Source organism: Paraburkholderia sp. BCC1876 (assembly GCF_902833695.1).
Lineage (GTDB): Bacteria > Pseudomonadota > Gammaproteobacteria > Burkholderiales > Burkholderiaceae > Paraburkholderia.
This window is the reverse complement of sequence record NZ_CADFGI010000074.1, coordinates 1-482: the sequence shown is the minus strand read 5'-3', so window position 1 is coordinate 482 and position 482 is coordinate 1. Positions and strand designations below refer to the sequence as shown.

The window sequence follows — 482 nt, the reverse complement described above, 5'->3', positions numbered from 1 at the left end:
CCGAGCGCAAAGAAGTTGTCGTGCCGGCCGACACGTTCAATGCCGAGGAATGCCTGCCAGAGAGTGGCCAGCATGGTTTCGATCTCACCTTGCGGCGCGGCGTACTGCTGCAGGCTGAACGCGTCGTCCAGCGGCGCAGGCAGCGCCTTGCGGTCGAGCTTGCCGTTCGGCGTGAGCGGCAAGCGCTCGAGGTGAACGAAGGCGGAAGGGACCATGTAGTCCGGCAGCCGGCGCTCGAGGTGGGCACGCAGCACGCCCGGCAGTCCGGCGCCGGCTGTCGCGCCATCGTGCAGCGTGACGTAGCCGACGAGGCGCGCTTCGCCGGGTTGATCGACCCGCGCGAGCACGACCGCCTCCCGCACCTCGGGATGAGTCGCAAGCTGGACCTCGATCTCCCCGGGTTCGATCCGGAAACCCCGGATCTTCACCTGCTCGTCATTGCGCCCAAGGAACACCAGGTTGCCATCGGGCAGATAGCGGGC

1 pseudogene is annotated in these 482 nt (G+C 67.6%); it reads right to left on the bottom strand.

Features of this window, described 5'->3' with window-relative positions:
* Positions 1–482, bottom strand: a pseudogene (locus tag HWY05_RS37825) (non-ribosomal peptide synthetase); the annotation flags it as partial.